The organism is Streptomyces griseus subsp. griseus (genome assembly GCF_003610995.1).
Lineage (GTDB): Bacteria > Actinomycetota > Actinomycetes > Streptomycetales > Streptomycetaceae > Streptomyces.
Genome location: NZ_CP032543.1, coordinates 477,431 through 498,003 on the forward strand (window position 1 = coordinate 477,431; position 20,573 = coordinate 498,003).

Sequence of the window (20,573 nt, forward strand, 5' to 3'; positions counted from 1 at the left end):
ACCGAAGAGAAAGGCGCCGCTTCGCATGGCTGTTCTCCTGTACCGGCTCGGCCGGCTGTCCTTCCGCCGTCGAGGGCGGGTACTCGCCCTGTGGCTGCTGCTGCTCGCGCTGCTCGGTGGCGGCGCGATCGCCTTCAGTGCACCCGCCACCACCGAGTTCTCCATACCCGGCACCGAGTCCCAGCAGGCCTTGGACTCGCTCGCCCGGGAGTTCCCGCAGGCGGGGGGTGCGACAGGCACGATCATCGTGGCCGCACCCGAGGGTGAGAAGCTCACTCCCGCCGCCGTGGCCCCGGTGGTCGCGGAAGCGGCCGAGGTGCCCGGTGTCCTCGCGGCCATCGACCCGTTCGAGGCCCGGGCGCTCTCGCCGGACGGACGTTACGCCCTGGTCCAGGTGCAGTTCGACTCGGTAGCCGACAGCGTCACCGACGCGCAGCGGGAGTCGTTCACCGAGGCAGGCGCGTCCGCCGAGGGGCTCCGGGTGGAACACGGGGGCGAGATCATGCGGGGCGCCCCCGAGATCGGCTCGACCGAGATCATCGGTGTCGGTGTGGCGGCGCTCGTGCTGGTCCTCACGTTCGGCTCGCTCGTGGCGGCCGGGATGACGCTGCTCAATGCCCTCGTCGGGGTGGCCGCAGGCATGGCCGGTCTCTTCTCCCTCAGCAGCATCGTCGAACTGACCAGCACGGCGCCCATTCTGGCGCTCATGCTGGGCCTGGCCGTGGGCATCGACTACGCGCTCTTCATCACCTCCCGCTACCGGCAGTACCTCGCGGACGGCATGGAAGGGGAGGAGGCCGCCGGGCGGGCTGCCGGTACGGCCGGATCCGCTGTCGTCTTCGCCGGTGCCACGGTCGTCATCGCGCTCGCGGGACTCGCGGTCGCCGGCGTCCCCTTCCTGACGGTCATGGGTCTCGCCGCAGCCGCCACGGTCGCCCTCGCGGTACTGGTCTCCCTGACCCTGCTGCCGGCCGTCCTCGGATTCGCGGGCGTCCGTGTCCTGCCCCGCGCGCGGCGCACGCAGGACCCCGCGCCCTCGTCCGCCGGTACCGGAACGTCCTTCGGCTTCCGCTGGGGCCGGGTCGTGGCACGGCTGCGCGTCCCCGTCCTCCTCGTGGGCGTCGTGGGCCTCGGCGCACTCGCCCTCCCCGTACAGGACATGCGTCTGGCCCTGCCCGACGCGAGCACCGAAGCGGCCGGTTCACCCAACCGCGAGGCCTACGACCTGACGACCGAGGGGTTCGGCGAAGGCTTCAACGGTCGCCTCGTCGCCGTCGTCTCGGCGGCCGACGCGCAGGCGACCGCACAGGCGGCCAAGGAGGCCACCGCGCTGATCTCGGACACCGACGGCGTCCTGGCCGTCGCCGCCCCGCAGCTCAATGAGCGGGGCACGACCGCCCTGCTGGCCGTGATCCCCAAGACGGGGCCCACCGCCGCCGCGACCGAGGACACCGTGCACGCGATCCGCGACCGGGTGGCGGGCGTTCAGGACGCCGACATCGCGTTGACCGGGGTGACCGCCGTCGGAATCGACGTGTCGGAGAAGCTTGCCGCCGCCCTGCCGGTCTATCTGCTGCTCGTCGTGGGGCTGTCGGTCCTGCTGCTGATGCTCGTCTTCCGGTCGGTCCTGGTACCGCTGAAAGCCGCCCTCGGCTTCCTGCTCACCATCGGTGCCACTTTCGGTATCACCGTCGCGATCTTCCAGGAAGGGCATCTGTCGCAGCTGGTCGGCCTCGACACCCCTGGCCCGCTGGTGAGTTTTCTGCCCATCCTCCTGATCGGGATCCTCTTCGGTCTGGCCATGGACTACGAGGTCTTCCTCGTCTCGCGGATGCGGGAGGACTTCGTCCACGGAACCGAGGCGCGCCACGCAGTCATCAGCGGCGTCGGCCACAACGCCCGGGTGGTCACCGCGGCGGCGATCATCATGACCGCCGTCTTCGGCGGATTCGTGTTCATGCACGACCCCGTGATCAAGTCCATCGGATTCGCCCTCGCCATCGGCGTTCTCATCGACGCCTTCGTCGTCCGCATGGCCTTGGTGCCCGCGGTCATGCACCTTCTGGGCCGCGCCGCCTGGTGGCTGCCCCGCACTGTCGACCGGGTCCTGCCCGACCTCGACATCGAGGGCGAGCGGCTCAACCAGGCGATTCCCGAACAGCGACCGGAAACAGAGCTCGTGAAGTCCTGAGAGGGGGCCAGCAGACCCCGCCGGGAACTACGGCGGTCGGGTGTGACCTGCGCGCCGCTGAGGAAGGGCCCTTGGCGTAGACACCGATATGGCGGTGGCCCCCGGGTTCAGCCTGGCGGGCCCAAGTCCCCTCGGCGGCGATGGCCCACGCGCCCCTGGTCGACCGAACGGTCCCGGATCTGGGACTCCCAAAGATCTGTCTCCCATCCGTCTCCCATGGGAGACGGATGGGAGACAGATCTTGCTAATCAGGGCTGGCCACGACTAGCTGAAGCCAAGCAGGGCCAGGTTTCGGAGCCCATAGCAGCAGGTGGGACGCCGACCTGGCCTTTTGCAGACCCCACCGTTGATCCAGACGATCACGGTTCCCCCCTTCGTAGCCCCCTGCGACTTGCCCGCAACACCCTGCCGGGGAAACCCCGCGGTGGCGACGGCGTTGCCGGGATGGGGGGATCCGGACCGGCATGAAGGCCCGATGGTACGAAGCCGAATTCGGGGGCACCCGTATCCATGACGGACAACGCTCGTTGAACAGCTAATAACCAGGCCTACGGCATGGGCTGGCGGCACAGGACAACTGGGGGTGCGCCGTGCGGCGGACAATTCTCGAACAGTTCCCGGCAGGAGATCCGCGCGGCAGCCGTGCGGCCGAGGAGTTCGCGGCCGCCCGCCGTGGCGAGGGTCTGGCGGCGGAGGTCGTGATGAATCTGGACCAGGACGTCTTCCTGGTGGTCGTACCGCAGCAGCCCGCGAACGCGGGGCGCTGACAGGCCGACTGACGGGCCATGAGGTCCCGAGGGAGTGCCCGACGGGCGGGGCGCTTCTGCCAGCTGTGGGGTGCCCGACGGACTGGGGTGGGCTCCCTTGCCTGACGGGCGAGGTATGCGCAGCGGTCTGTGGGCTGCCCTGCCTGACGACCAAGGCGACCGGCTGCCTGCGGGTGGGCGCCCCGCCTCACGAGTAGGTCGTCCGAGGGACCGTGGGGTGCTCCGCCCGACGTACGGACCGTCCGGCTGCCTCTGGTGGGTGGCCTGCCTGACGAGCAGGGCGCCCGACTGCCTCCGGTGAGTGACCCGCCCGACGAACAGGGCGCCCGACAGCCTCCCGTAGGTGCCCCGCCTGACGAACGGGGCTCCCACCGAAGCGGGTAGGGGCCTTGCGATCACACCCACCGGAGGCCGCGCGGCCGCCCTCCGGGCGAGGACGGCAGTCTGAGGACAGGCCCTAGCCCAGCGCGATCGCCGCAGCCGCCGCGCCGACCAGCCCCGCGTCCGTGCCCATCACGGCAGGCGCGACCGTGAGGCCCCGGACGAACGAGAGCGTCGCGTAGTCGCCCAGGCTGCGGCGCAGCGGCGCGAAGAGCACCTCGCCCGCGCCCGCCACTCCCCCGCCGATCACCGCGATGTCGATCTCGACCAGGGTCGCGGTGGCGGCGATGCCGGCCGCGAGCGCCTGGGCCGCCCGCTCGTACGAGGCGAGGGCGACCAGGTCACCGGCGCGCGCGGCGGCGGCCACGGCGGCGGCCGTGGTGTCGCCGTCCGGGCCGGGGCGCCAGCCGCCCTCCAGGGCCCGGCGGGCGATGTTCGGGCCACTGGCGATCCGCTCCACGCAGCCGCGCGCGCCGCAGGGGCACGGGTCGCCGTCCAGGTCGACGCTGATGTGGCCGATGTGGCCGGCGTTGCCGGAGGGGCCCGGGTGCAGCGTGCCGCCAAGGACCAGGCCACCGCCGACGCCCGTCGAGACGACGAGGCAGAGCGCGTTGTCGTAACCGCGCGCCGCCCCGAGCCAGTGCTCGGCCGCCGTCATCGCGACCCCGTCGCCGACCAGCGCGACGGGCAGCCCGCCGATCGTCTTCTGCACCCGCTCCACCAGCGGGAAGTCACGCCAGCCGGGGACGTTGACCGGGCTGACCGTGCCCGCGCCCGCGTCGACCGGGCCCGCGCTGCCGATCCCCGCGGAGCCCGCGCGGTCCCACAGCGGCGAGGCCGTCAGCTCGCCGAGCACCTCGTCCACGGCACCCATCACCGCCTCGGCACCCTCCCGGGCGGGCGTCGGCCGCTGCGCCCGTACGAGGAGGTTTCCGTCCCCGTCGACCAGCGCGCCGGCGATCTTGGTGCCGCCGATGTCGAGTGCGGCGACGAGGTCGGTATGCATCGGTGTGGCTTCTCCGGATGAGTGAAGGGCGGGACCTGCGGGTTCAGTCAATAGTCTGCACAGTCTCCCTGGGGTTGACAACGTTGTCCAGGGCCTATGCTCGGAGCCACAGCCTCCGTTCGTCTCCGCAACAGGCTCCGCGGGCCGTCCGGAGGTGCCCGTTTGCCGCCCGATCACCGCCCGAATCGGCTACCGCCGACCCGCCCCACACCGTAAACCGACGCCCCCGCCCGTATTCGACGACAGGACAGCGCACTGTGGACCGGACCACCCGCCATTCCGAGACCCGTTACGGCAACCGGCCGACCATGAAGGACGTGGCCGCCCGTGCCGGAGTGGGCCTCAAGACGGTCTCCCGGGTGGTGAACAGCGAGCCCGGCGTCACGCCCGACACCGAGCGCCGCGTGCAGGAGGCGATCGACGCCCTGGGCTTCCGCCGCAACGACAGCGCCCGGGTGCTGCGCAAGGGGCGTACGGCCTCGATCGGCCTGGTCCTGGAAGATCTGGCGGACCCGTTCTACGGCCCGCTGAGCCGGGCCGTGGAGGAGGTGGCCCGCGCGCACGGGGCCCTGCTCATCAACGGCTCCAGCGCCGAGGACCCCGAGCGGGAGCAGGAGCTCGTCCTGGCCCTGTGCGCCCGCCGGGTGGACGGTCTGATCGTGATCCCGGCGGGCGACGACCACCGCTATCTGGAGCCGGAGATCAAGGCGGGCATCGCCACGGTCTTCGTGGACCGCCCGGCGGGCCGGGTCGAGGCGGACATGGTGCTCTCCGACAGCTTCGGCGGCTCCCGGGAGGGCGTGGCCCACCTGATCGCGCACGGCCACCGCCGGATCGGGTTCATCGGCGACCAGCCCCGCATCCACACCGCCACCGAGCGCCTGCGCGGCTACCACACGGCCATGACGGACGCGGGGATCACCGTCGAGGACTCCTGGGTCTCGCTGGGCACCACCGACCCCGGCCGGGTCCGGGCGGCGGCCGAGGCGATGCTCGGCGGGCCCGAGCCGGTCACCGCGCTCTTCGCCGGGAACAACCGGGTGACGGTGACGGCGGTCCGGGTGATCGCGGAGCAGGAACGGCCGGTGGCGCTGGTCGGGTTCGACGACATCGAGTTGGCCGATCTGCTCGGCATCACCGTCATCTCGCAGGACGCGGCGGCCGTCGGCAGGACCGCGGCCGAGCACCTGTTCCGCCGCCTCGACGGCGCCGACCACGCCCCGGCCCGGGTGGAGCTGCCGACCACTCTCATCCCGCGCGGTTCGGGCGAACTACCGCCCGCCTGAGGCCCACCAGGCCGCGATCGGACCCGCGCGATACTGCCCGGGTCCCGCCGAGCCGCGTGCGGAACGGACGCCTGAGTCCGGTCAAGGCCGTCAGGTCCCCGCGCGGAACTCCCGCTTCAGCAGCGCCAGAAGCCGTGCCGGCGCGTCCTCCGGGGTCGCGTGTCCCGCCCCCTCCAGCCAGTGCAGCTCGGAGTGCGGGATCAGCGCGTGCAGCTGCTCGGCGAAGGGCGGCGGCAGGAATCCGTCCTCCCGCCCCCAGATGATCCGGGTCGGCACCGGTACGGACCCCAGCAGATGGCGGAACTCGTCGGTGGCGGCCTGCTCCAGCTGCCCGTACTGGCGGTAGTACGCCGCCCTGCCCTGCTCGCCGCGCCACGGGTCGAGGTGGGCGGCCAGGACGTCCGGCCGGTAGCCGGAGTGGCTCGCGAAGCGCAAGTGGCTCTCGGCCAGCGCCTCGTGGGCGTAGACGGGCAGCTGCTCGAAGACGTGGACGTTCTCCCGTACGAGCCGGAACAGCCCGGTCCCCCAGTCGCCGCAGGCCACCGAGTCGACCAGGGTGAGATCGGCGTACCGCGCGCCCTCCAGCAGCAGCGCCCGCAGCGCCACCGCCCCGCCGATGTCGTGGGCGATCACCCTCGGACTCTCCAGCCCCCAGTGGTCCAGGAGCCCGGTGAACACCCGTGTGTGCGCGGGCAGGCGGAGATCCTGCCCCTCGCGCCGCTCCGACTGTCCGAAGCCGAGCAGGTCGAAGACGTAGACCTGGTGGTCCTGGGCGAGCGCCGGTGCGATCTCGTGCCAGATGCGCGAGGAGAGCGGGGTGCCGTGGAGCAGGACGACCGGATCGCCCTCCCCCAGCACGTCCCAGCGGACCTCCCCGCCCGGGGTCTCGAATGTCCTGGTGAGCCGTCCGTTCATGACACGCCTCCTGTTTGCCGGGTACAGAACCTGCCGGACTTCCGACGTTACCAGAGGACGCCTCTTGTAGGTAACGTTGGTAAAGTGGGGATCATGCGACGGAACCCGGCACCCGCGGAACTCGAACCGGTCGAGGCGTTCTGCAACACGGCAACCCTTCTCCACGGCGGGGACGAGTTCGCCCGGCCGCAGACGGCGGGCGGCTGGTTGCGGGCACACGGCTATCCGCAGGCGGTCGCCCCGCCCGAACGGGCGGCGCTCATGGAGGCCCGGGAGACCGTACGGGCGTTCCTGGTGGAGCGGACCTCACCCGAGGCCCTCGACGCTCTCAACCGGCTGATCCGCTCCGTGGCGGGCGCCCCGGTCGTGCGCCCGGACGGCACACTCGCCCTGCGCCCGGCCGCCCAAGGGCCGGTGGCGGAGGACGGGCCGGTGGCGGAGATCGTACGAACGGTGCTCGAAGCCCTGCTGCGGGACGGCCTGACCGGGCGTCACGCGACGCGGCTCAAGGCCTGCGCGGCGCCGGAGTGCCGCTGGGTCTTCTACGACCGGGCTCCGTCGTCGAACGGCCAGTGGTGCGACATGAACGTGTGCGGGGCCCGGCACAAGATGCGGGCCTACCGCGCCCGTACGGGGGCCACCGCACGCAGGGACGGCTGAGGCCGTGGCCCGTCGGGGCCGTCGAGGTGGCCACCGAGTCTCCCGGGGCCGTGGTGCCGCCGGATCGGCGGGGGCGGTTCCTGACGTCGGACGCTGACGGCCCCGGGCCCGTAAGGAACGCTCCGGCTCGCCCGGACGGCGGGCCGTCGCCTCCGTGGCGCCCCCCGTTCCCGCTCGCCCCGACCCGGTGGAGCGCGGACCGCGATGCGCCGCCCTCTTCCCGGGCCGGTACGGCAGCGGGCGGGACGTCCAGAACAGGCGCGCACCCATGATCCGTGCGGCGCCGGCCATGACCCGGCCCCGTGGTCCCGTCCAACCGGGCCGAAGGCGTCTGCGGCGGCGGTCACCCGCGCGGGCGCTGCCGGTACGCGGCGGCCGGCGGACCCTGTCCGTCACATGCCTGCACGCCCCGGCTGGACTTTCCGTGCCACCGCCGGGGCGTAACGCCTGCTGACGGGCCCTACGGAGCCGTGACGGTCAGGTCGCCCCGGCGCGGCGAGGCGAACGCGTCGAGGTCGGCGCGGGTCAGGCCGGTCAGCCGGGCGACCTCGGCGGTGTCCAGCGCGCCGCAGTCGATGCCGCGCAGCAGATAGCCGCTGAGGGCCTTGGCGGTGGCGGGCTCGTCCATGACGTCACCGCCGGCCTTGGCGACGTACGCGGCGAGCCGGGCGGCGGCGGGCTCCAGCCCTTCTCGGTAGAAGGCGTAGACGGCCGCGTAACGCGTCGGCAGGTGCCCGGGGTGCATGTCCCAGCCCTGGTAGTACGCACGGGCCAGAGCGCGGCGGGTGAGGCCGTAGTGGAGCCGCCAGGCCTCGTGGACCTGAGCGGTCGGGCCGACGGGCAGCACGTTGGTGGAGCCGTCGGAGACGCGTACGCCGGTGCCTGCGGCGGCGACCTGCATGACCGCCTTGGCGTGGTCGGCGGCCGGGTGGTCACTGGCCTGGTAGGCGGCGCTGACGCCGACGCAGGCGCTGTAGTCGAAGGTGCCGTAGTGCAGTCCGGTCGCCCGGCCCTGGGCCGCGTCGATCATGCGGGCGACGGCGGCGGTCCCGTCGGCGGCGAGGATGGACTGGCTGGTCTCGATCTGGATCTCGAAGCCGATGCGGCCCGCGTCGAGGCCGTGGGCCTTCTCGAAGGCGTCGAGGAGCCGGACGAAGGCGGTGACCTGCTCGGGGTACGTCACCTTCGGCAGCGTCAGCACGAGCCCCTCGGGGAGCCCGCCCGCCGCCATCAGCCCGGTGAGGAAGACATCGGTGGTGCGGATCCCCCGGTCGCGTACGCCGGCCTCCATGCACTTCATCCGGATGCCCATGTACGGGGCGGCGGTGCCGTTCGCGTACGCCTCGGAGACCAGGCGGGCGGCGCGGGCGGCGGCCTCGTCCTCCTCCGCCTCCGGGCGGGGGCCGTAGCCGTCCTCGAAGTCGATGCGCAGGTCCTCGACGGGCTCACGCTCCAGCTTCGCGCGCACGCGGTCGTGGACCGGCCCGGCCAGCTCCTCGGGGATGCCGAGGACGGCGGCGAACGACGCGGCGTCGGGGGCGTGTTCGTCGAGGGCGGCGAGCGCCTGGTCGCCCCAGGAGCGGAGGGTGCCGGGCTCGAAGACATCACCGGGGACGTAGACGGTGTGCACGGGCTGGCGGGTGCCGGGGTCTCCGGGATAGCGGCGCGCGAGCTCCGCGTCGACCGCCGTGAGGGAGGCGCTGATCTCCTCGCTGACCGTGCCCGCGAGGCTCGTCGCCACCTTCTCCTGCTGACCCATGACCGTATCCTCCACGCTCTCGCCGTTTCCGCTTCCCGGAATCAACAATCCGTATAGTGAAGTTATAAGGCCACTCGACCTGCGTCAATGGTCGCCCGGAACGGCGCTGGGCCGCGCGGTGGGGTGCACCGTGCGGCCCAGGGCGGGGGTGTTGCTGGGTGGTGGGTGTTGTTCGGGGTGTCAGTTCTTGCGGGTGTTGATCTCTTCGGTGAGCTGGGGGACGACGGTGAAGAGGTCGCCGACGATGCCGTAGTCGACGAGGTCGAAGATCGGGGCTTCGGCGTCCTTGTTGATCGCGACGATGGTCTTGGAGGTCTGCATCCCGGCCCGGTGCTGGATCGCGCCGGAGATGCCCGAGGCGATGTAGAGCTGGGGGGAGACGGACTTGCCGGTCTGGCCGACCTGGGAGGTGTGCGGGTACCAGCCCGCGTCGACGGCGGCACGCGAGGCGCCCACCGCGGCACCCAGGGAATCGGCGAGGGCCTCGATCAGGGGGAAGTTCTCCGCCCCGTTGACCCCGCGGCCACCGGAGACCACGATCGCGGCCTCGGTCAGCTCCGGACGCCCCGTCGACTCACGCGCCGTGCGCGCGGTCACCTTCGTCCCCGTCGCACCCTCACTGAACGACACCGGCAGCGCCTCGACCGCACCGGCCGCCGGGGCCGGCTCCACCGGGGCGGAGTTCGGCTTGACCGTGATGACGGGAACACCCCTGGAGACACGGGACCGGGTGGTGTAGGAGGCAGCGAACGCGGCCTGCGTGGCGATGGGGCCCTGCTCACCGGCCTCCAGATCGGTGGCGTCGGTGATGAGGCCCGACCCGGTCCGCAACGCGAGACGGGCGGCGATCTCCTTGCCCTCGGCCGAGGACACCACCAGCACCGCCACCGGCGACACCGCCTCGAACGCCGCCTGCAACGCATCCACCTTCGGAACCACGAGATAGTCCGCGAACTCCGCAGCCTCCGCGGCCAGCACCCTCACCGCACCGTGCTCACCCAGCACACCCGCGGTCCCCTGCGCCCCCACACCCAGAGCCACCGCGACCGGCTCACCCAGACGCCGCGCCAGCGTCAGCAGCTCCAGGGTGGGCTTACGGACCGCACCGTCCACGTGATCGACCAGAACAAGAACTTCAGCCATGACAACGCACTCCAGACAGGAAGAGGAAAGAGACGACAGAAAGGAAGGGGGGGCGGGTGGCCGTGCGGGCGGCTAGATGAACTTCTGGCCCGCGAGGAACTCGGCGAGCTGCTTGCCGCCCTCACCCTCGTCCTTCACGATCGTGCCCGCCGTACGCGCCGGACGCTCGGCCGCCGAGTCGACCGCCGTCCACGCACCCGCCAGCCCCACCTCGTCCGCCTCCAGCCCCAGATCATCCAGGTCCAGCGACTCCACCGGCTTCTTCTTCGCCGCCATGATCCCCTTGAACGAGGGGTAACGCGCCTCACCGGACTGATCGGTCACCGACACCACCGCCGGCAACGACGCCTCCAGCCGCTCCGAGGCCGTGTCACCATCACGACGCCCGGTCACCACACCACCCCCGACCGCGACCTCCGACAACAACGTGACCTGCGGAACACCCAACCGCTCGGCCAGAAGAGCCGGCAGCACACCCATCACACCGTCGGTCGAGGCCATCCCGCAGACCACCAGGTCGTAACCGGCCCTCTCCACCGCCTTCGCCAGCACCAGCGACGTCCCCATCACATCCGTGCCGTGCAGACCATCGTCCTCGACATGAACAGCCCTGTCCGCACCCATCGACAACGCCTTGCGCAACGCGTCCTTGGCATCCTCAGGACCCACCGTCACCACGGTGACCTCCGCACCATCCGCCGCACCCGCGATCTGCAACGCCTGCTCGACCGCGTACTCGTCCAGCTCCGACAACAGACCGTCGACATCCTCACGATCCAGCGTCAGGTCATCGGCGAAATGCCGGTCACCGGTCGCGTCGGGCACGTACTTCACACAGACAACGATCCTCAAGCTCACGCCGGCTCTCCTACTGCATCGTCATTTCTGGGCTGCCTTGTTGCACGCAGCATAGGCGCCTTACAGGGCCGTTTCCGGTCGGGCCGACCGGGCTCCCGGCCGATATTACTCGCCAGTACACCCAGTCGCTCACCCCTGAGCAAGCGCTCGCCACTGTGACCTTGCCAACGGTGGAAGCGTCCCCGCACCGCCCTCGGCCGCTCGCCCTCAGTCTCGCAGAGCCGTGAACCGCCCCTGGTGGTAGACCAGCGGCCGGCCGGCCCCCGACGGGTCGCCGGCCACGGCCTCGGCGATCACGATCCGGTGGTCGCCCGCCGGGATGCGGGCCACGACCCGGCAGACCAGCCAGGCGGAGACGCCGGCCAGCAGCGGAACGCCCTCGGGGCCGCTGCTCCAGTCGGTGGACGGGCCGAAGCGGTCGGCGCCGCTGCGGGCGAAGGTGGCGGCCAGCTCCTGCTGGTGCTCGCCGAGTATGTGGACGCCGACGTGCTCGGCCTCGGCCAGGACCGGCCAGCTGGAGGAGGACGTCCCGATGCCGAAGGAGATCAGCGGGGGCTCGGCGGCGACCGAGTTGAGCGATGTGGCGGTGAATCCGACCGGCCGGTCGCCGGTCGCGGTGATCACCGCGACGCCTGCGGCATGGCGGCGGAAGACGGAGCGCAGGAGTTCGGGCGAGGCCGTGCGGGAGGAGGCGAGTTCGGGCGATGCCGTCATGGAGGTGTCCTTCTGCGGGAGGGGCGTACGGGGCCGTGGTTGCTCAGGCACCCGGACAGCGCGCACTCGCGTGGCGTGCGAGGTCCACATGGACCCGGCCGTAGAGAAGGAGTTCTGGCGGCATAGCGTCAGACTGACGATGCGTGGTGGGCGCAGTCAAGTGTGTACCGCCATGTGGGAGATGCGTCACGGTCCGTCATATGGCGCGTCCCAGCGCCGCCACGACGTCGGCGGTACGGGGCTGCCCCGACGCGCGACGGACCACGTGGCCCGCGCGGTCGAGGACGAGCACGGTCGGTGTCTTCGTGATGCCGAGGTCGCGTACGAGCGTGAGATGCGCCTCGGCGTCGATCTCGATGTGGGCGACCCCCTCGACCATGGCGGCCACGTCCACGAGCGTGCGACGGGTGGCCCGGCACGGCTGGCAGAAGGCGGTGGAGAACTGGACGAGGGTCGCCCGTTCGCCCAGTTCCGCACCGAGTTGGGCCGCGTCAAGACGCTGCCCGGGTGTTCCGCCGTCCACGGTCGCCTCCTGATCAGAGCTCGTCACAAGGAGTCAGCACCGGCCGGGCGCTGGACATTCCCGCAGCTTGGAGGGGGCGCGCACGTGACGAGAATCTCGCGCCCCGGGCCGACCGGGACTGGCCACGGGCCCGCGCATGGGGCACCATCGCCACAATGCCGAAAACCTACGGCTGCGTAACTTCCGCCGGGAGAACCCTCCCCAGGCACTGAAGAAGGGTCTTCTCCAGATGGCAGAACTCGTCTATCGACCGGTCATCGGCGCCGCTCGCACACTGTTCAAGGCGCTCGACCTGAAGATCGACACTCAGGGTTCGGAGCACATCCCGAAGACCGGTGGCGCGGTGCTGGTCAGCAACCACATCAGCTACCTCGACTTCATCTTCACCGGCCTGGGCGCTCTGCCGCAGAAGCGGCTCGTCCGCTTCATGGCGAAGGAGTCGGTCTTCCGGCACAAGGTCTCCGGTCCGCTGATGCGCGGGATGAAGCACATTCCGGTCGACCGGAAGCAGGGCGAGGACGCCTACGCGCACGCGCTGCGGTCGCTGCGTTCCGGTGAGATCGTCGGCGTCTTCCCCGAGGCCACCATCTCCCAGTCGTTCACGCTGAAGAGCTTCAAGTCGGGTGCGGCGCGCCTGGCCCAGGAGGCCGGGGTCCCGCTGATCCCGATGGCGCTCTGGGGCACGCAGCGGATCTGGACCAAGGGACGGCCGCGCAACTTCAAGCGCAGCCACATCCCGATCACCATCCGGGTCGGCGAGCCGGTGGAGGCGCCCGCGGACCAGTACGCGGGGCGATCACCCGGCGGCTGCGGGAGCGCGTGCAGGAGCTGCTGGAGGCCGCCCAGCGGGCGTACCCGGTGCGCCCGAAGGACGCGAGTGACACGTGGTGGGTCCCGGCCCATCTCGGCGGTACGGCCCCGACCCCGGCCCAGGTCCGCGAGCTCGGCTGACCGGATGCCTCCTCCGAGCCCCCGGCGGGTGCCGCCGGGGCTCAGAGCTGTGCGGGGAGGTTCCGCCAGAGCTCGGCGCGGTCCCGGGCGTGCCGCAGCGCGCGCAGGATCGCTCCCGGGGCGTGGCGTGGACGGTCGGATAGTCCACCTCCCCGATCTCCTCCCGTACCGCCCAGGCCAGCCGCTCGGCCCGAGGGAGAACTGCGCGTCGACGCCCGGCTTGTTGCCCCGGGGTCGACCCGGGCCCAGCGGTCGTGGCCGGGGAGGCGCAGCGCGACCAGGCCGTGGACCACCGGGTTCGTCCCGTCGTCGGCGGTGAGCCGCTGGTAGCAGAGCCCGGCCGGGATGGCGCGGGCCCGGAGCAGCGCGGTGAGCGCAATGGACTTGGCGTAGCAGATGCCGTTGCGGGTGGCGAGAACGTCGGAGGCGCGCCAGGTGACGCGTGGATCGCCCGAGTCCGCGGAGTGCGGGATGGCGTCGCGTACGTAAGCGAAGGCGGTACGGGCGTATGTGTATGCGTCGTCACCGTCGTGTGCCAGGGCGGCCACGGCTTCCCTGACCACGGGGTGCTCGTGGTCGATGGCCTCGTCGGCTGCCAGATAGGCGGCGATCTCCGGATGCTGCTGGATCATCTCCATGACCCTGGAGCGTACGAAGCGGCCGACCGGAGATCAATTGATTTCCGGTCGGCCGCATACTCATGCGTAGGTAGGACTCCTGCTACCGCGCCATCTCTTCCTTCAGCGCCTGGAGGAAGGCGTCGACGTCGTCCTCCCGGGTGTCGAACGCGCACATCCAGCGGACGTCACCGGCGGTCTCGTCCCAGAAGTAGAAGCGGAAGCGCTTCTGCAACCGCTCGCTGACCGCGTGCGGCAGCCGGGCGAAGACGGCGTTGGCCTGGACCGGGTAGAGGATTTCCACGCCGTCGACGGCGCGGACGCCCTCGGCGAGCCGCTGGGCCATGGCGTTGGCGTGGCGGGCGTTGCGCAGCCACAGATCCTTCGCGAGCAGCGCCTCCAGCTGGACGGAGACGAAGCGCATCTTGGAGGCGAGCTGCATGGAGAGCTTGCGCAGGTGCTTCATCGCGCGGACGGCGTCGGGGTTGAGCACGACGACGGCCTCGCCGAAGAGGGCGCCGTTCTTCGTCCCGCCGAAGGAGAGCACGTCGACGCCGACCGCGTTGGTGAACGTCCGCATCGGGACGTCCAGGGAGGCGGCGGCGTTGGCTATCCGGGCCCCGTCGAGGTGCACCTTCATGCCGTGCCCGTGGGCGTGGTCGCAGATGGCGCGGATCTCGTCGGGGGTGTAGACGGTGCCCAGCTCGGTGTTCTGGGTGATCGAGACGACCTGCGGCATGGCCCGGTGCTCGTCGTCCCAGCCGTACGCCTGCCGGTCGATGAGCTCGGGGGTGAGTTTGCCGTCCGGCGTGGGTACGGTGAGGAGCTTGAGGCCGCCCATCCGCTCGGGCGCGCCGCCCTCGTCCACGTTGATGTGGGCCGACTCGGCGCAGATGACCGCGCCCCAGCGGTCGGTGAGCGCCTGGAGGGCCACCACGTTGGCGCCGGTGCCGTTGAAGACCGGGAAGGCCTCGGCGGTGGGGCCGAAGTGGCTGTGCATGACGCGCTGGAGGTGGCCGGTGTAGTCGTCCTCGCCGTAGGCGACCTGGTGGCCGCCGTTGGCGAGGGCGATGGCCGCGAGGACCTCGGGGTGCGCGCCGGCGTAGTTGTCGCTGGCGAACCCGCGCACCTGCGGGTCGTGGTGGCGGCGCGCGTCGGTCCTCACGTTTGCGGGGTCAGCCACAGGCGCTTTCCGTTCACTTCGGGGGCGGGCTTGTCCCAGACGCCGGCGATGGCCTCGGCCAGCTCCGTGACGTCGGTGAAGCCGGCGAACTTCGCATTCGGGCGCTCGGCGCGCATGGCGTCGTTCACCAGTGCCTTGACCACCAGGATCGCAGCAGCGGCGGCGGGGCCGTCGTCGCCCCCCGCCTTGCGGAAGGCGTCCCCGAGCGCCAGGGTCCACGCCTCGGCCGCCGCCTTGGAGGCGGAGTAGGCGGCGTTGCCCGCGGTGGGCTTGCCCGCGCCGGCCGCGCTGATCAGCAGGTAGCGGCCCTTGTCGCTGCGCTGGAGGGGCTCCTGGAAGGCGAGCGAGGTGGACTGGACGGTGCGGATCAGCAGCTTCTCCAGGGTGTCCCAGTCCGCGAGGCTGGTCTCCTGGAAGCTGGGGCTGCCGCGCCAGCCGCCGACGAGGTGGACCAGGCCGTCGATCCGGCCGAACTCGGCCTCGGTCCGCTTGGCCCAGTCCCGGGCGGCGTCGAGGTCGAACAGGTCGACGGTCTCCCCGGTGACGGTCGCGCCGCCGTGGGCGTAGCGGGCGGCGTCCACCGCCTCGGCGAGCCGCTCCGGGTTGGCGTCGCAGCCGACGACGGTCGCGCCGGCCTCCGCGAGGCGCAGCAGCGTCGCGCGCCCCGCGGGCCCCGCCGCTCCGGCGACCGCGATCACAGCGCCTTCGAGCACACCCGTCCCCTCGCCCTTACCGATTCCGTTCATGGCCACCGCCTCCTCGGGAGATGCGTTCACGCGGCTGCCTGCTCGGCGCTCGCGGCGGTAATTCCCTTGGTGGAGGCAATCACGTGCTTCAGCTTCTTGGCGAGCGCCTCATAGAACATGCTCAGGGGAAACTCGTCCGGAAGCACGTCGTCGACGAGCTTGCGAGGGGGTTGTGTGAGGTCGAGGGCGTCGGGGCCCTTGGCCCAGGTGGATCCGGGGTGCGGGGCGAGATACTCGGCGACCAGGTCGTAGGCGGCGAACCAGTGGACCAGCTTGGGGCGGTCGATGCCGTCGCGGTAGAGCTTCTCGATCTCGGCGCAGAGCTGGTTGGTGACCTGCGGGGCACGCTCCCAGTCGATCTTCAGCGTGTTGTCGGTCCAGCGGACGACGTCGTGCTTGTGGAGGTAGGCGAAGAGCAGCTGCCCGCCGAGACCGTCGTAGTTGCGGACGCGCTCGCCGGTGACCGGGAAGCGGAACATCCGGTCGAAGAGGATCGCGTACTGGACGTCGCGGCCGTGGGCGTTGCCCTCGGCCTCCAGCTTCACGGCCTCCTTGAAGGCGGTGAGGTCGCAGCGCAGCTCCTCCAGGCCGTACATCCAGAACGGCTGGCGCTGCTTGATCATGAACGGGTCGAACGGCAGGTCGCCGTGGCTGTGGGTGCGGTCGTGGACCATGTCCCACAGGACGAAGGCCTGCTCGCAGCGGCTCTGGTCGCCGATCATCTCGCGGATGTCCTCGGGCAGCTCCAGGCCGAGCAGCTCCACGGAGGCCTCGGTGACGCGACGGAAGCGGGCGGCCTCGCGGTCGCAGAAGATGCCGCCCCAGGTGAAGCGCTCGGGGGCCTCGCGCACGGCGATGGTCTCCGGGAAGAGGACCGCGGAGTTGGTGTCGTAACCGGTGGTGAAGTCCTCGAAGGTGATCCCGCAGAAGAGCGGGTTGTCGTAGCGGGTGGCTTCGAGGCCGGCGAGCCACTCGGGCCAGACCATCTTCAGCACGACCGCTTCGAGGTTGCGGTCCGGGTTGCCGTTCTGCGTGTACATCGCGAAGACGACCAGGTGCTGGAGGCCGTCGACGCGGTTCTGCGCGGGCTGGAAGGCGAGCAGCGAGTCCAGGAAGTCCGGCACGCGGAAGCCGTCGGCGGCCCAGCGGCGCAGGTCGGTGACGAGCGCACGGTGGTAGGCGGCATCGTGCGGCAGCAGCGGGGAGAGCTCCTCCACCGCGCCGATCACGCGCTCCAGGACGCGCTCGACGGTGGCCGGGGACGGGGCGTCCTCGGCCTCGAAGTCGATGGAGCCGTCCTTGGACTGCCAGGGGCGGATCTCCTCGACGGCATCCCTGAGCACGGGCCACGCCGGGTGCTCGATCACCCGTGGGGCAGCAGCTATCGCGCCATCAGTGGCATCGTGCACAAGAATTTCCGTCATAACACTTCCTCCACGGGAGAACCTCGCGTTCAGCCACCGTAGCCGCGCGGGGTTACTTCGCACAAGTGAAGCTCCGGAAATTATCCTGTCGAACCCCTATGGTCACCGCTGTTTTTCCTGTCGTACGCCAGGTAGGCACACAGTTCCATCAGTCGTTCCGGTGTCCGGCCGACCCGGCCCGCGCAGCGGCAGACATCCGCGGCCCCGGCCGTTACCCTCCCCAGTGCCGTCATGCCGGATCTCCGTCCGTAATCTCCGTGCGGGCAGGAGCAGTTGGCGGTCAGCCGCCGCCGGAAACGAGGTCGCCTTGTCCTTTCTCACCCTGGGTCACCGTGGAGTGATGGGCGTAGAGCCCGAGAACACCCTGCGCTCCTTCGTCCGCGCGGAGGAGGCGGGGATGGACGCCATCGAGTTGGATCTCCATCTCAGCAAGGACGGCGCGCTCGCCGTGATGCACGACGCCGACGTGGACCGTACGACCGACGGCACCGGGCCGATCGCCGGCAAGACCCTGGCGGAGCTGCGGGAACTCGACGCCGGGAAGGGTGAGCGGATCCCGGTCTTCGAGGAGGTCCTGGACGCGGTGCGGGCCCCGCTCCAGGCCGAGATCAAGGACGTGGCGGCGGCCCGGGCGCTGGCGGAGGTGATCCTGGCGCGCGATCTGGTGGCGCGGGTGGAGGTCTCCTCGTTCCACGACGAGGCGGTCACCGAGATCGCCCGGCTGGTCCCGGGGGTGCGTACGGTCCTCATCGCCAGCCGCTGGAGCGGGGACATCGTGGAGCGGGCCAAGGCGGCGGACGCGGCGACGCTGGCGCTGAACATCCGCCGGCTCACGCTGGAGGTGGTGGAGCTGGCCCACGCGGAGAGCGTCAAGGTGATCGGCTGGGTGGTGAACACCCAGGACCAGCTGCGGCTCGCCCGGGCGCTGAACCTGGACGGCGCGACCACCGACTTCCCCGAGATCCGCCGCACGGGCCGCTTCACCGCGTGAGGCCCCCGGCCCCTCTCAGGCCGTGGCGATGTTCTTGACCAGGAGCTCGAAGGCCAGGTCGTCGCGTTGCGGGACGCCGAAGCGCTCGTCGCCGTACGGGAACGGCGTGAGCTGCCCCGTACGCCGGTAGCCGCGCCGCTCGTACCAGGCGATCAGCTCCTCGCGCGCCGAGATCACCGTCATGTGCATCTCGGCCACACCCCAGCTCTCCCGGGCCGTGCGCTCGGCCTCGGCGATGATCACCTTGCCGAGGCCGCCGCCCTGCGCGCCGGGACGGACCGCGAACATCCCGAAGTACGCTGCCTCGCCACGGTGTTCGAGCTGGCAGCAGGCGATCAGCTCACCGTCGCGCTCCACCGCCAGCAGTCGCCCCCCGGGAGCGTTGATGACCGCGCGCACGCCGTCCTCGTCGGTCCGCTGCCCCTCCAGGAGATCGGCCTCGGTGGTCCAGCCGGCGCGGCTGGAGTCGCCGCGGTAGGCGGACTCGATGAGCGCCACCAGCGCGGGCGCGTCCGCGTCGGTCGCGTCGCGGAAGGTCAGGCGGGCCGAGCCGGGGGGCGTGGCGGTGTCCATGGTGGAACGCTCCGTTCTCTGCTGTTTCTCTGCTGCTCTCCACGTGCCGTGCACGCGTGCGGGTCGAGAGTAACGCGACCCGGAGCGCCCCTTCCGGGCCCCGGCGCACCCCCTTCACGCCCCTGCGCGCCGGGTTCGACGGACCGCGCTCGGGCATCGACTACAGCGGTGCCGTACGTCGCTCCACGGCGCCGTACGTCCGGCTGTACGTCCGAGGGGGGAGGTTCGCCGTGCACGGAGGGGTCCTGGCCGGCTGGCTGATGGTGGCGTTGTGCGCGGTGAGCGGCGCCTACTGCCTGCTGCGCACCCGCACCGGCACCCCGCGGGAACGGCGGACCGCGGGCGGTGAGGCGCTGATGGGGTTCGGCATGGCGGCGATGGCCTTGCCCGCGGCGGTCCTGACGCTCCCGGAGGGGACCTGGGCGGTGTACGGCGTGGTGTTCGGCGCCGCCGCGCTGCAAGCGCTCCGGTCGGCCCGGCGCGGCGCCCACCATCTGCACCACCTGATCGGTTCGCTGGCGATGGTCTACATGGCCGTGGCGATGGCCCCGGGGGCGGCGGGCGCGGGCGGCCATGCCGGGCACGGGGCGGCGGCCGGGGCGGGGGGCGTCCCGCTGCTGACGGGGGCGCTCCTCGCCTACTACGCGCTGTATGTGCTGCGCTCCGCCGGACATCTCATTCCGGCGGGCACGGGCGTGGCGAGCTTCGCGGGCAGCACGGCGGAAGGGGTCGTACGCGGCGGTGGGGGCGGCGCCATGGGCGGCGCGGCGGCGGGCGGGGGAAACGAGCTGACGACGGCCTGCCGTCTGACCATGGGCATCGCCATGTTCGCCATGCTTCTCACTCTGTGAGACAGATCGCGAGACAGAGCCCTTCCAAACCGTGGTCTACGTCACTTGCCGGGCACAGCCGTACCCGTGGATCGCCCGCCCCTCATAGGCTGACGCCATGCTGGTCTCCCTCGCGCTGCTGCTGCTCGGTGCACTGACCGCTCTGGTGACCCCGCGCCTGATGGCCCGGGCCCGGTGGCCGGAGCGGGAACCGGTGGTGGCTCTGTGGGTGTGGCAGTGCGTGGTGGCCGGGGTGCTCATGTCGTTCGCGCTCTCCATGGTCCTCAGTGCGGCCGCCGCCTGGCAGGCGGTACGCGGCCATGTATTCGCCCCCGCACCGCATGCCGTGGTCGAGGCGTACGCCCTGGCCGCGTACGGCCCCTGGTCGGCGGTGATCGCGGTGCTGCTGGCGCTGGGGGGCCTGTGGAGCGGCGCGATGCTCCTGCGGGAGGTCGGGCGGGCGCGGCGCCGCCGCAGGCAGCGCCGGGCGGAGCTGCTGGTCCGCTCCCCCCTGATGCCGGGCGAGGAGCCCGGTCCCGACCGGCTCGTGGTGCTGGAGGGCGAGCGCCCGGACGCCTGGTGGCTGCCCGGTGCGGCGCCCCAACTGGTCATCACCACCGCCGCTCTCGGGCGGTTGAAGGGCCGTCAGCTGGATGCCGTGCTCGCCCACGAGCAGGGCCACGCACGGGCCCGCCACGACTGGCTGCTGCACTGCTCGTCGGCGCTGGCCATCGGCTTTCCGCAGATCCCGGTGTTCGCCGCGTTCCGCGACGAGATGCACCGGCTGGTGGAGCTGGCCGCCGATGACGTGGCCTCCCGCCGCTTCGGCCGGCTGACGACCGCGCTCGCCCTGGTCGGCCTCAACGAGGACCGTGGGGTCTTCGGCCCCTGCCCCACCCCGGACGCCCAAGTGCCGCTGCGCGTCAACCGGTTGCTGGCCCCGGTCGACCGGCTGACGGCGGGCCGCCGACTGCGCCTGACGGCTGCGGCCGCGCTGGTCCCGGTCGTCCCGCTCGTGGTGGCCTTCGTCCCGGGGCTGCGCGCGCTGGGCTGAC

At 71.6% G+C, this 20,573-nt stretch carries 18 protein-coding genes and 2 pseudogenes; 8 read left to right on the forward strand and 12 right to left on the reverse strand.

Going from position 1 to position 20,573, the window contains the following annotated elements:
* Positions 1 to 25: 25 nt before the first annotated feature.
* Both D6270_RS02110 and D6270_RS32690 read left to right on the forward strand, forming a co-directional pair.
* On the forward strand, positions 26 to 2,191 hold the full coding sequence (locus tag D6270_RS02110; RefSeq protein WP_109167039.1) for an MMPL family transporter: 2,166 nt from the start codon (positions 26 to 28) through the stop codon (positions 2,189 to 2,191).
* Between the two features lie 590 nt (positions 2,192 to 2,781).
* Positions 2,782 to 2,958 (forward strand): DUF8839 family protein, encoded by a 177-nt coding sequence (locus D6270_RS32690; protein WP_204117168.1) that lies wholly within the window; start codon positions 2,782 to 2,784, stop codon positions 2,956 to 2,958.
* A gap of 457 nt (positions 2,959 to 3,415) precedes the next feature.
* Here the strand turns inward: D6270_RS32690 and D6270_RS02115 are convergent, their stop codons facing one another.
* On the reverse strand, positions 3,416 to 4,345 hold the full coding sequence (locus D6270_RS02115) for an ROK family protein (RefSeq protein WP_109167038.1): 930 nt from the start codon (positions 4,343 to 4,345) through the stop codon (positions 3,416 to 3,418).
* A 257-nt stretch (positions 4,346 to 4,602) separates the two neighbouring features.
* Between D6270_RS02115 and D6270_RS02120 the strand changes: the two genes are divergently transcribed.
* Positions 4,603 to 5,631 (forward strand): LacI family DNA-binding transcriptional regulator, encoded by a 1,029-nt coding sequence (locus tag D6270_RS02120; protein WP_109167037.1) that lies wholly within the window; start codon positions 4,603 to 4,605, stop codon positions 5,629 to 5,631.
* Between the two features lie 90 nt (positions 5,632 to 5,721).
* Here the strand turns inward: D6270_RS02120 and D6270_RS02125 are convergent, their stop codons facing one another.
* On the reverse strand, positions 5,722 to 6,546 hold the full coding sequence (locus D6270_RS02125; RefSeq protein WP_109167036.1) for an alpha/beta fold hydrolase: 825 nt from the start codon (positions 6,544 to 6,546) through the stop codon (positions 5,722 to 5,724).
* Between the two features lie 93 nt (positions 6,547 to 6,639).
* Between D6270_RS02125 and D6270_RS02130 the strand changes: the two genes are divergently transcribed.
* Positions 6,640 to 7,206: a CGNR zinc finger domain-containing protein gene (locus D6270_RS02130; RefSeq protein ID WP_109167615.1), complete on the forward strand. Its 567-nt coding sequence runs from the start codon at positions 6,640 to 6,642 to the stop codon at positions 7,204 to 7,206.
* Positions 7,207 to 7,666: 460 nt separating this feature from the next.
* Here the strand turns inward: D6270_RS02130 and D6270_RS02140 are convergent, their stop codons facing one another.
* The 5 genes from D6270_RS02140 to D6270_RS02160 all read right to left on the reverse strand — a co-directional run bounded on the left by D6270_RS02140 (position 7,667) and on the right by D6270_RS02160 (position 12,203).
* Positions 7,667 to 8,965, reverse strand: coding sequence for a DUF6986 family protein (locus tag D6270_RS02140; RefSeq protein ID WP_109167034.1), 1,299 nt, complete (start codon positions 8,963 to 8,965; stop codon positions 7,667 to 7,669).
* Positions 8,966 to 9,145: 180 nt separating this feature from the next.
* Positions 9,146 to 10,108 (reverse strand): electron transfer flavoprotein subunit alpha/FixB family protein, encoded by a 963-nt coding sequence (locus tag D6270_RS02145; RefSeq protein ID WP_109167033.1) that lies wholly within the window; start codon positions 10,106 to 10,108, stop codon positions 9,146 to 9,148.
* Positions 10,109 to 10,180: 72 nt separating this feature from the next.
* A complete protein-coding gene (locus tag D6270_RS02150) occupies positions 10,181 to 10,966 on the reverse strand; it encodes an electron transfer flavoprotein subunit beta/FixA family protein (RefSeq protein ID WP_109167032.1) in 786 nt (261 codons plus the stop codon).
* A 207-nt stretch (positions 10,967 to 11,173) separates the two neighbouring features.
* Complete coding sequence (locus tag D6270_RS02155) at positions 11,174 to 11,680, reverse strand: flavin reductase family protein (protein ID WP_109167031.1); 507 nt, start codon at positions 11,678 to 11,680, stop codon at positions 11,174 to 11,176.
* A 196-nt stretch (positions 11,681 to 11,876) separates the two neighbouring features.
* Entirely contained in the window at positions 11,877 to 12,203 is a 327-nt protein-coding gene (locus D6270_RS02160) for a TlpA family protein disulfide reductase (RefSeq protein ID WP_109167030.1), read from the reverse strand.
* Positions 12,204 to 12,432: 229 nt separating this feature from the next.
* Here D6270_RS02160 and D6270_RS02165 point away from each other — a divergent pair.
* Positions 12,433 to 13,154: pseudogene (locus D6270_RS02165) on the forward strand (lysophospholipid acyltransferase family protein).
* A 41-nt stretch (positions 13,155 to 13,195) separates the two neighbouring features.
* Here D6270_RS02165 and D6270_RS02170 read toward each other — a convergent pair.
* The 4 genes and pseudogenes from D6270_RS02170 to D6270_RS02185 all read right to left on the reverse strand — a co-directional run bounded on the left by D6270_RS02170 (position 13,196) and on the right by D6270_RS02185 (position 17,124).
* A pseudogene (locus D6270_RS02170) lies at positions 13,196 to 13,792 on the reverse strand (transglutaminase-like domain-containing protein).
* A gap of 82 nt (positions 13,793 to 13,874) precedes the next feature.
* The gene (locus D6270_RS02175) at positions 13,875 to 14,936 is read right to left on the reverse strand and encodes a threonine aldolase family protein (protein WP_204117236.1); all 1,062 of its coding nucleotides are present in this window, start codon (positions 14,934 to 14,936) and stop codon (positions 13,875 to 13,877) included.
* Positions 14,933 to 15,700, reverse strand: coding sequence for an SDR family NAD(P)-dependent oxidoreductase (locus tag D6270_RS02180; protein ID WP_109167026.1), 768 nt, complete (start codon positions 15,698 to 15,700; stop codon positions 14,933 to 14,935). Before D6270_RS02180 ends, D6270_RS02175 begins: the two co-directional genes overlap by 4 nt.
* Before the next feature lie 26 nt (positions 15,701 to 15,726).
* The gene (locus D6270_RS02185; RefSeq protein WP_109167025.1) at positions 15,727 to 17,124 is read right to left on the reverse strand and encodes a DUF6421 family protein; all 1,398 of its coding nucleotides are present in this window, start codon (positions 17,122 to 17,124) and stop codon (positions 15,727 to 15,729) included.
* Between the two features lie 307 nt (positions 17,125 to 17,431).
* Between D6270_RS02185 and D6270_RS02190 the strand changes: the two genes are divergently transcribed.
* Positions 17,432 to 18,115 carry a glycerophosphodiester phosphodiesterase gene (locus tag D6270_RS02190; protein ID WP_109167024.1) on the forward strand — a complete coding sequence of 228 codons (684 nt, stop codon included), beginning with the start codon at positions 17,432 to 17,434 and terminating at the stop codon, positions 18,113 to 18,115.
* A gap of 15 nt (positions 18,116 to 18,130) precedes the next feature.
* Here D6270_RS02190 and D6270_RS02195 read toward each other — a convergent pair whose 3' ends face one another.
* On the reverse strand, positions 18,131 to 18,688 hold the full coding sequence (locus D6270_RS02195) for a GNAT family N-acetyltransferase (protein ID WP_109167023.1): 558 nt from the start codon (positions 18,686 to 18,688) through the stop codon (positions 18,131 to 18,133).
* Between the two features lie 230 nt (positions 18,689 to 18,918).
* Here D6270_RS02195 and D6270_RS02200 point away from each other — a divergent pair, with 230 nt between their 5' ends.
* Both D6270_RS02200 and D6270_RS02205 read left to right on the forward strand, forming a co-directional pair.
* The gene (locus D6270_RS02200; RefSeq protein ID WP_109167614.1) at positions 18,919 to 19,539 is read left to right on the forward strand and encodes a DUF5134 domain-containing protein; all 621 of its coding nucleotides are present in this window, start codon (positions 18,919 to 18,921) and stop codon (positions 19,537 to 19,539) included.
* 97 nt (positions 19,540 to 19,636) lie between these two features.
* Positions 19,637 to 20,572, forward strand: a complete 936-nt coding sequence (locus D6270_RS02205) for a M56 family metallopeptidase (RefSeq protein WP_109167022.1) — start codon at positions 19,637 to 19,639, stop codon at positions 20,570 to 20,572.
* Position 20,573: the final 1 nt, after the last annotated feature.

What these genes read in the sequence shown, in the direction of transcription:
- D6270_RS02110 (WP_109167039.1), top strand. Translation starts at nt 26, where the DNA reads ATGGCTGTTCTCCTGTACCGGCTCGGCCGGCTGTCCTTCCGCCGTCGA.
- D6270_RS02180 (WP_109167026.1), bottom strand. Translation starts at nt 15,700, where the DNA reads ATGAACGGAATCGGTAAGGGCGAGGGGACGGGTGTGCTCGAAGGCGCT.
- D6270_RS02145 (WP_109167033.1), bottom strand. Translation starts at nt 10,108, where the DNA reads ATGGCTGAAGTTCTTGTTCTGGTCGATCACGTGGACGGTGCGGTCCGT.
- D6270_RS02185 (WP_109167025.1), bottom strand. Translation starts at nt 17,124, where the DNA reads ATGACGGAAATTCTTGTGCACGATGCCACTGATGGCGCGATAGCTGCT.
- D6270_RS02140 (WP_109167034.1), bottom strand. Translation starts at nt 8,965, where the DNA reads ATGGGTCAGCAGGAGAAGGTGGCGACGAGCCTCGCGGGCACGGTCAGC.
- D6270_RS02205 (WP_109167022.1), top strand. Translation starts at nt 19,637, where the DNA reads ATGCTGGTCTCCCTCGCGCTGCTGCTGCTCGGTGCACTGACCGCTCTG.
- D6270_RS02195 (WP_109167023.1), bottom strand. Translation starts at nt 18,688, where the DNA reads ATGGACACCGCCACGCCCCCCGGCTCGGCCCGCCTGACCTTCCGCGAC.
- D6270_RS02130 (WP_109167615.1), top strand. Translation starts at nt 6,640, where the DNA reads ATGCGACGGAACCCGGCACCCGCGGAACTCGAACCGGTCGAGGCGTTC.
- D6270_RS02115 (WP_109167038.1), bottom strand. Translation starts at nt 4,345, where the DNA reads ATGCATACCGACCTCGTCGCCGCACTCGACATCGGCGGCACCAAGATC.
- D6270_RS02125 (WP_109167036.1), bottom strand. Translation starts at nt 6,546, where the DNA reads ATGAACGGACGGCTCACCAGGACATTCGAGACCCCGGGCGGGGAGGTC.
- D6270_RS02155 (WP_109167031.1), bottom strand. Translation starts at nt 11,680, where the DNA reads ATGACGGCATCGCCCGAACTCGCCTCCTCCCGCACGGCCTCGCCCGAA.